Below are 8,366 nucleotides of genomic sequence, written 5' to 3'. Positions count from 1 at the left end.
CGTGCATACTCTTCCCATAGATGACATTTTCTTAATCTAGCTAACGGTGTTTTTGTCTTAATATTAAAGGTCTTAGCGCAATGATTACATCGATACCTTTGTGTTTCTCCTGACTTTCCCCATTTTCTTAAATGTGTTGAAGTGCAATGAGGGCAAGAAGAGGAGGTATCAAAAATAGGTTGAAATAGTTCATTGGTGGGCATTTCGACTTGGGATGCTCGAATTGATTGATGAACTACCTCTCTTTGCGCTGGTGTCATGGATATAAGTGTTGTAGTTATTTGGTTAAGGTTTTGAACGAACGATTTAGTATTCATAGTCTTTACCTTTAATACGTTATGATCACTTATAAGTATAGACAACAATTAACAGGAACAGAGCCTTTTATTTACTGTGTTGTCAGCCAATATATTGGATAATATGGCAATAATATATTCTTGATGGAAAAAATGTGATGAGTAAAAAAATGACTATGGCGGAGATTTCAAAACGACTTGGGATCTCAACAATGACCGTGTCACGTTATTTTAATGACGGTTATGTCTCGGCTGAGAATCGCCTTAAAATTGATGCTATCGTCAAAGAAAGTCATTATACCCCTAATATATTTGCTCGCTCAATTCGTAGCCAATCTAATATTATTGGTTTCGTTTCTCCTCGGATTGAATCATATACAACGAGTTTAGTGATTAAAGGTGCCCTGGCTGCGGCGAATGAATCACAAGTCCGAATGCTGTTTCATGCCACAGGGTTTAACCATGAGTCAGAATGCCAAGCCGTGAGAGAGTTTAATGGCTTAAATGCATTGGGCACTATCATTATTGCTTCAAAGCACAGTGTCGAAGAGCCTTTTTATAAAACCTTAGAAAATGTGTTATTTATTGGTAAAAACACCCCCGATCATTGCTGTTTGTATTACCCTGAACAGGCCGCAATTAAAGCGTTAGTCTCACAAACCATCGAACAGTTAAAACAGCAGCAGGCACCACTCGCAGCCGTGCATTATATTTATGATGAACGCATGCTATCAAGCCGTACTAAATTGATGCAAACAAGCATTACTGACGCAGTACCAGAGTTGAATTTTTCGTTGCAAGCATTGGCTAATTCGGAGCAAAAAACCGGATACCAAGAAATTCAATTGCAGCCCAATAATGTCTATTTTTGTGCCACCGATAATATTGCCATTCGTTTATATCGCCGCGCCAAAGAACAGCAACTAAAAATTGGTCATAACCTTTGGATTGTAGGCATAGGGGATTATGAATACAGTGATTTATTAGTACCAAGTCTTAGTACTGTTGCTTTTAATTATTATCAAGTGGGCTACCAAGCCGTTACAAAATTGATTAAGCGTGATTTCAGTTCAGTTGAAGGTCAATTCAATATAAAAATGAGAGAAAGCTCCCAGTTTATCGAATAATGTATTGCATCTAATTAAATTCAACTTCACCATATGTGTTAACGATAACACATGCAGAATGAAGTAGATGAAGCACACCAATAATATGCATTCAAAACCACTTGCGTGGTGGAAGAAAGCGACTGCCTACCAAATTTATCCTCGTAGTTTTTATGATACAAACCAAGATGGTATTGGTGATATTGAGGGTATCATTGCCAAGCTGGATTACCTTGCTGATTTGGGTATTGATTTATTATGGATCTGTCCATTTTATGAATCACCGAATGATGATAACGGTTACGATATTAGTGACTATCAAGCAATTCATCCTGACTTTGGAACCCTTGAGGATGTCGACCGATTAATCAGTGTTGCTCATGATCTTGGCATTCGTATTATTATGGACTTGGTGATCAACCACACTAGTGATGAGCATCCATGGTTCATTGAGTCTCGCAAAAGCAAAGAGAGCCCCAAACGTGATTGGTATATTTGGCGCGATGGTTGTGAGCCTACAGCTGAAAAGCCGTCTCGCGATCCAAATAACTGGGAAAGTATTTTTCATGGTAGTGCATGGGAATATGATGCCAAAACTGCGCAATATTACCTGCACCTATTTTCTAAAAAGCAGCCCGATCTTAATTGGGAAAACCCTGACGTTAAACAAGCATTATTTAACATGATTCATTGGTGGTTGGCTCGTGGTATTGATGGTTTCCGGGTGGATGCTATTAGCCATATTCAGAAACAAGCTGGTTTACCCTCTTTACCCAATCCAAAGGGTGAACATTATGTCTCTTCATTTGACTATCACATGAATGTTGAAGGTATTGATAAGCATCTATATGAGCTAAGAGAGCAGGCGTTTGCACCCTTTGATATTGTTACCGTTGGTGAGGCAAATGGAGTCACTGCAGAAAACGCATTAACTTGGGTTGCCGAAGCCAACGAACATGAGCAAGGCGGTGTTTTTAATATGATTTTTCAATTTGAACACATGAAATTATGGTCAGAAGAGCAAAGTCGCGAGCGTTTTGATTTAGTGGGATTTAAACAAATTTTATCGCGTTGGCAAAATGCATTAGAAGGCAAAGGTTGGAACGCACTTTATTTAGAGAATCACGATCAAGCCCGTAGTATTGATACCTTTGCTCATCCTGATTATTGGTATGGCAGTGCTACCGCTTTAGCAAGTTGTTATTTTTTGATGAAAGGTACCCCGTTTATTTATCAGGGCCAAGAGATAGGCATGGTAAATAATCAGTTTACTTCTATTAACGACTTTAATGATGTATCTGCTAGAAATTTAAGTGAAAAGTTAAAGCAAAAAGGACAAACCGACGAAAATATATTGGCGTTGTTAAATCAAGTATCCCGTGATCATAGTCGTCAACCAATGCAATGGAATAAGCACGCTTTTGCTGGTTTTTCTGAGGTGCCGCCTTGGTTTGCTGTAAATCCAAATTACACCGATATCAATGTTGAACAACAACAGCAAGATCCAAACTCGATTTTGAATTTTTATAAGCAATTGATTGCCCTGCGTAAATCAAATGAAAGTTTGGTGGTTGGTCGTTATCAATTGTTGATGCCTGACGATCCTAATATCTATGCTTATCAACGCATTGATCAAGATATGACATGGACCATTATTACCAATTTAAGTGCACAAGAGGGCATCGTTAATATCGACAGTGCACAGTTAGGGACGTTAATGCTTGATAACCAAACTATCAATAATGAACACATTCGGTCGGATTTTATAACCACGCAAATAGCCCCCGCTTATGCTGCGTATATATTTGTAAGAAAACATTAAATTATATTTATTGCAGGCCGTTGATGACGTTAACCTGCATTTCAACTAAGGAATGAGTTATGAGTAAATTACTATCATTTGATTTTTGGCAAAGATTTGGTAAATCCCTTATCGTTGTTATCGCGGTGATGCCAGCTGCGGGTATTATGATTTCATTAGGCAAAGTCGTTGCAATGTATGCTGGTGGTATCGGTGCCATTGAAATAATGGGCCATATTATGGAGAATATTGGTTGGGGAATTATTGTTAATCTCCACCTGTTATTTGCTGTTGCTATTGGTGGTTCGTGGGCAAAAGAGCGTGCGGGCGGGGCATTTGCTGCGCTCATTGCCTTCATATTAATTAACCGTATCACTGGGGTAATACTGGGCGTAGATAACAGTATGCTGAGTGACCCTCATGCGACTGTGATGAGTTTATTTGGAACTGAGCTGCCTGTCTCTCAATTTTTCACTAATATTTTAGGCGCTCCTGCGCTAAATATGGGGGTTTTTATCGGCATTATATCCGGCTATTTAGGTGCCAACTTATATAACCGTTACTATGATTTCTCTCGGCTACCTGAGGCATTAGCATTTTTCAACGGTAAGCGTTTTGTGCCTTTTATGGTAATTTTCTATTCGGTGATCATTGCACTTGGTTTATCGATAGTATGGCCTTTAATTCAAGGTGCACTCAATGATTTTGGTCAATGGATTGCAACCTCTAAAGACAGTGCGCCCATCACTGCTCCTTTCTTGTATGGTACGTTAGAACGTTTATTACTGCCGTTTGGTTTACATCACACCTTAACAATTCCAATGAACTATACCGAGTTGGGTGGTTCTTATGAACTTTTGACAGGGACGAGTGCGGGTTCAAGTGTTTATGGTCAAGATCCATTATGGCTTGCTTGGGTAAGTGATTTAAATAATCTTAAATTAAGCGATCCGGCAACTTACCAGCATTTATTGGATACTGTGCATCCAGCACGTTTTAAAGCGGGCCAAGTAATTATAGCTTCGTCATCATTGATTGGTATTGGGCTTGCGATGTATCACTGTGTTGATAATGATAAACGTAAGCAATATAAACCGATGTTTTTATCTGCGTGTCTTGCTGTGTTATTAACGGGCGTGACTGAACCGATTGAATTCATGTTTATGTTCATTGCTCCCGTGTTGTATGTTGCACATGCGGTGTTGACAGGTATTGCATTTGCGTTGGTGGATGTTATGGACCTACGTGTACATGCTTTTGGTTTGATTGAATTACTCACGCGTATACCAATGATGATTTCAGCGGGCATAGGGGGGGATTTAATTCGCTTTGCATTGGTGTGTATTGTTTTCTTTGTCGTTAACTATGCGCTGTTCCGTTTGCTAATTGTGAAGTTTCATTTACCAACACCAGGGCGTAAGGGTAACTACCTAGATGAAAATGCAGAAGCCATGTCGCAAGATGAGAAACTTGACATTATTATTCAAAATTTAGGGGGGCGTGGAAATGTTGCTGAGATTGATGCTTGTATGACTCGTTTGCGTCTTACGGTTAATGATCCGCTATTGGTTGCTGAATATTCGTCATGGAAATCTACGGGAGCACTTGGATTAGTGATCAAAGAACAGGGTGTGCAAGTTATTTATGGTCCTGGAGTGGATGTAATTAAATCTAGGTTACTTGATAAGTTTTCAGCGCAATCAGCGTAATTCGTTCTCTCTGTTAGGTGTGAATAACAAGCGAACAATATCGATAAACGCAGTATTGGTGCTGCGTTTTACCTCAGTAAATTACATGAGTGAATAATAAATGAAATTAATGACGCTAAATACCCACAGTTGGCAAGAAGATAAACAACTAGAAAAGTTGGATATAGTAGCGCAAGCAATTATTGAACAAGGGTGCGATGTGATTGCATTACAAGAGGTTAATCAATGCCAAGATAGCCCGGTCGTTGATGCCAGTATATTAAGTAATCATACCGTGTTAGCTAATAACTATGGTTATTTATTACAGCAAAAACTGACGGAATACGGTTATCACTACCAACTTACGTGGGATTTTGTTCACCAAAGTTATGAAGTATATCAAGAGGGTGTCGCATTTTTGACGCGACTGCCCATTCTCGAACATGAGGTCATTGACTTAAGTGATAACTATGATGTGAACTGTTGGAAAAATAGGCGTTCAGTGCGTATTAAAGTCGCTTCTCAACAAGGTGAATTCGATTTTTATAATTGTCATTGTGGCTGGTGGAATGACTCAGAGAACCCATTTGAGGATCAGATCAACCGTATCACGGCGACATTATCAACAGGGTTGAGCTTTCTATTAGGTGACTTCAACAACCCGAGCCATATACGCAATGAAGGTTATGATTATGTATTACAGCGCGGTTTAATTGATTGTTATGAAATGGCAGAAAAAAAAGATGCTGGTATCACTGTGATTAAAAATATTGATGGTTGGGAGCAAAACAGCCAGGCTTTACGGATTGATTTTATTCTTAGCAATCAATTAGTTGTGGTAAAGCAGCATCAAACGATTTTTAATAACGATTTTTATCCGATTGTGTCGGATCACTTTGGGGTGTTGGTTGAAGTGGAAGTGGCTTAGTCTTTATTAATTCATTGATTCCTTTGCAAAGAGAGTATCTATGAAATTAATAATAGGTCTGTTTATTTTAGAACTCATCGCATGTTATATAAAAACTAATACTGATACCAATCCGCCTTGACCTTAACTATTTTTACTATGCAAAATATGACCATTTTATTAAGCGGAATGGTATGAATCACATTTGGTATAACTATAAATTATTAAAGGAGAAAAAATGTTATCTGTTGTTGCTGATGTTGGTGGCACAAACATCCGACTTGCTGTTTGTGATCTTAAAACGGGAAAGTTGAGCCAATTAAAGGAATTTTCTTGTGTCGAATTTATAACACTTGAAGTTGCACTGACTCAATACTTTGAAATATTACAAGGTGAAGTGAAACACCTTTGTATTGGTATTGCTTCTCCCGTTGAAAATGATCATGTTGTGATGACCAATTTAAGTTGGGACTTTTCTAAGCAAGCACTTAAAGAAAAATTAAAATTAGAGTCGTTATATGTCATCAATGACTACACCGCAATTTCATTAGCGGTACCATTTCTTTCTTCAGTAGAAAAAATACAAGTAGGTGGTGGTGAATGTAAAGAGAATGCTGTAACGGCTATCTTTGGTCCTGGGACTGGGCTCGGTGTTTCACACATAATTAAATCGGCGGATAAATGGATTAGTTTAGATGGTGAAGGTGGACACGTAAGCTTCACTGCTAATACAGCAGAACAGGCTGAAATTTTATGTTTACTACAAGCGCAATTTGGTCACGTTTCTGCAGAGCGTATTTTGTCCGGGCAGGGGGTAGTCAATTTATACCAAAGTCTTTGTGCTTTATCTAAACGTGAAGTTAAATTTGAGCAGCCGAAAGAGGTATCTAAAGCGGCATTAGACGGCAGTTGTGATATGGCACGAAGAAGTCTGGATGTTTTTTGTCAAGTGATGGGCAGTTTTGCTGGTAACCTTGCATTAAACCTAGCTTGTACAGGAGGTGTTTACATTGCGGGCGGTATTGTACCTCGCTTTGCTGAGTTCTTTCAATCTAGCGAGTTCAGGCATTTCTTTGAAGATAAAGGGCGTTTTAAAGCGTACTTATCATCTATTCCAACTTTTTTAATTACCCATAATAACCCTGGGTTATTGGGGGCGAGTGTTTATCTTCGTCAAGAGTTAGGTTTGTTAAATAATGATGCATTAGAGGGAGGCATTCATGACGAATAGGGCTGGCTATTAAAGGCCTAAATTTATAATGCAAAGTAAATGTTGAATCCGCCATGAGTTAAAAAAGGGTAATACGAACGTAACTACTCTGCAGGGATAAAAATATTAGGTAGCATGCCATTCAACAATAGCGTTAAAGCAGTAGAGCCACTTACTCCCTGCTTTTTACAGCTTGATAAGTAACTACGAAGACCAAAAAACATTTCTGCTCCATATTCGCTCCTGAAGCAGCCCGAGATCTTCTGCTGAACTTTTTTTGCCATCCTCAAGTCATTTTCGCCTTGATTATTAGTAAAAGGTACGGCTTTATCGATCATAAACCTGAGTACGTCATCTTCATAATTTTGTAAACGCTCAAGTAAATTTCTAGATTTTGTTTTTTTCACCCTGCCTCGTTGGCCGGTAGTTGGTATTGGTGGGGGACTTTCTTTCTCACCTTCTTTTAAAATAACTCGGTATTGACTAATAGTTTCTGCTTGTTTTTCTTGAGTAAGCACACCCTCTGTATCACCCACTAATTGATTCAAATTAATTAAAAATAGACGCATGCTTTCAGCCCATACTTGACCATCTTGTTCATAAGCTCTCGTTAGTTCTCGTAAATGGTGTGCATTACATAATGCGTGCTGACAATGATAACGGTAATACGGTTTCCAATGGTCGTGGCATATCACCCCGTTGAAATGAGGCAGGATACCGATGTGCTCCATGGCATCTTGTCCCCGTTTTTCATGTGCCGCCAGATAAGTCCAATTCAATGATGAAGCGTTGTGTAGCCACTGCCTCTTTCCATTAATATTAATGCCGGTTTCATCGGCATGCAGTACTGGCTCATTCAACAAATTGGTTTTAATTATTTCAGGTACTTTAAGCGTTTCAAGCTTGCTATAGGCACTATTAATGAAGTTGTAAAGGCTACCACTACTCAGAGGAATACCTAACTGGTCGGTAAAATATTCACGAATACGTTCATAAGGGAGTAATTGATATTGAGAAAGATAAACAGCATGCGCTTTTAACCCATTTCCGTATTGAATACGGCTGTTAACACCATCGGGGAATGGCGCAACAAAGCGTTTTCCAACTTCATTTTCGAGTATTTGGGCCTGATATTCAGTAACAACCCGTACAAATTCGATATCGATAATTTGACGCGTCTCATAGCCGACTTCTTTGTAATGCCCTTTTGGTAGAAGGGCCTTATCGACTGGTAACTTATGGACGATATCTGGATTAGTATCAAGTGGTAGCGTTGACCCTTTATGGCCTTTTTGCCCACCAGTTGTATTTGAACTATTATTTTTTGGGGACTTTTCTCTATTAGGGTCACTTGATGG

Annotated in this window: 7 protein-coding genes; 5 read left to right on the top strand and 2 right to left on the bottom strand. The window is 38.9% G+C overall.

The window, feature by feature from the left end; translation table 11 throughout:
• Positions 1-317, bottom strand: a 317-nt coding sequence (locus tag H592_RS22350; RefSeq protein ID WP_211235671.1) for an IS1 family transposase, incomplete at its 3' end; no start/stop codon positions are given.
• Between the two features lie 137 nt (positions 318-454).
• Here H592_RS22350 and H592_RS0113495 point away from each other — a divergent pair.
• From H592_RS0113495 to H592_RS0113475, 5 genes are all read left to right on the top strand, one after another.
• A complete protein-coding gene (locus tag H592_RS0113495) occupies positions 455-1,423 on the top strand; it encodes a LacI family DNA-binding transcriptional regulator (protein ID WP_028869228.1) in 969 nt (322 codons plus the stop codon).
• Positions 1,424-1,490: 67 nt separating this feature from the next.
• Entirely contained in the window at positions 1,491-3,224 is a 1,734-nt protein-coding gene (locus tag H592_RS22345) for a glycoside hydrolase family 13 protein (protein ID WP_051369177.1), read from the top strand.
• A 59-nt stretch (positions 3,225-3,283) separates the two neighbouring features.
• Positions 3,284-4,912: a PTS transporter subunit IIBC gene (locus tag H592_RS0113485; protein WP_028869227.1), complete on the top strand. Its 1,629-nt coding sequence runs from the start codon at positions 3,284-3,286 to the stop codon at positions 4,910-4,912.
• A gap of 109 nt (positions 4,913-5,021) precedes the next feature.
• The gene (locus H592_RS0113480; RefSeq protein ID WP_051369200.1) at positions 5,022-5,819 is read left to right on the top strand and encodes an endonuclease/exonuclease/phosphatase family protein; all 798 of its coding nucleotides are present in this window, start codon (positions 5,022-5,024) and stop codon (positions 5,817-5,819) included.
• A 217-nt stretch (positions 5,820-6,036) separates the two neighbouring features.
• Positions 6,037-7,029 (top strand): glucokinase, encoded by a 993-nt coding sequence (locus H592_RS0113475; protein WP_028869225.1) that lies wholly within the window; start codon positions 6,037-6,039, stop codon positions 7,027-7,029.
• 83 nt (positions 7,030-7,112) lie between these two features.
• Here the strand turns inward: H592_RS0113475 and tnpC are convergent.
• On the bottom strand, positions 7,113-8,366 hold a 1,254-nt coding region (gene tnpC / locus H592_RS22340), incomplete at its 5' end, for an IS66 family transposase (protein WP_037071848.1).

Origin of the sequence: Psychromonas arctica DSM 14288 (assembly GCF_000482725.1) — a bacterium.
Classification (GTDB): Bacteria; Pseudomonadota; Gammaproteobacteria; order Enterobacterales; family Psychromonadaceae; genus Psychromonas; species Psychromonas arctica.
Note: the sequence above shows the minus strand (reverse complement) of the source record. Positions and strands in the feature narration are given on the sequence as shown.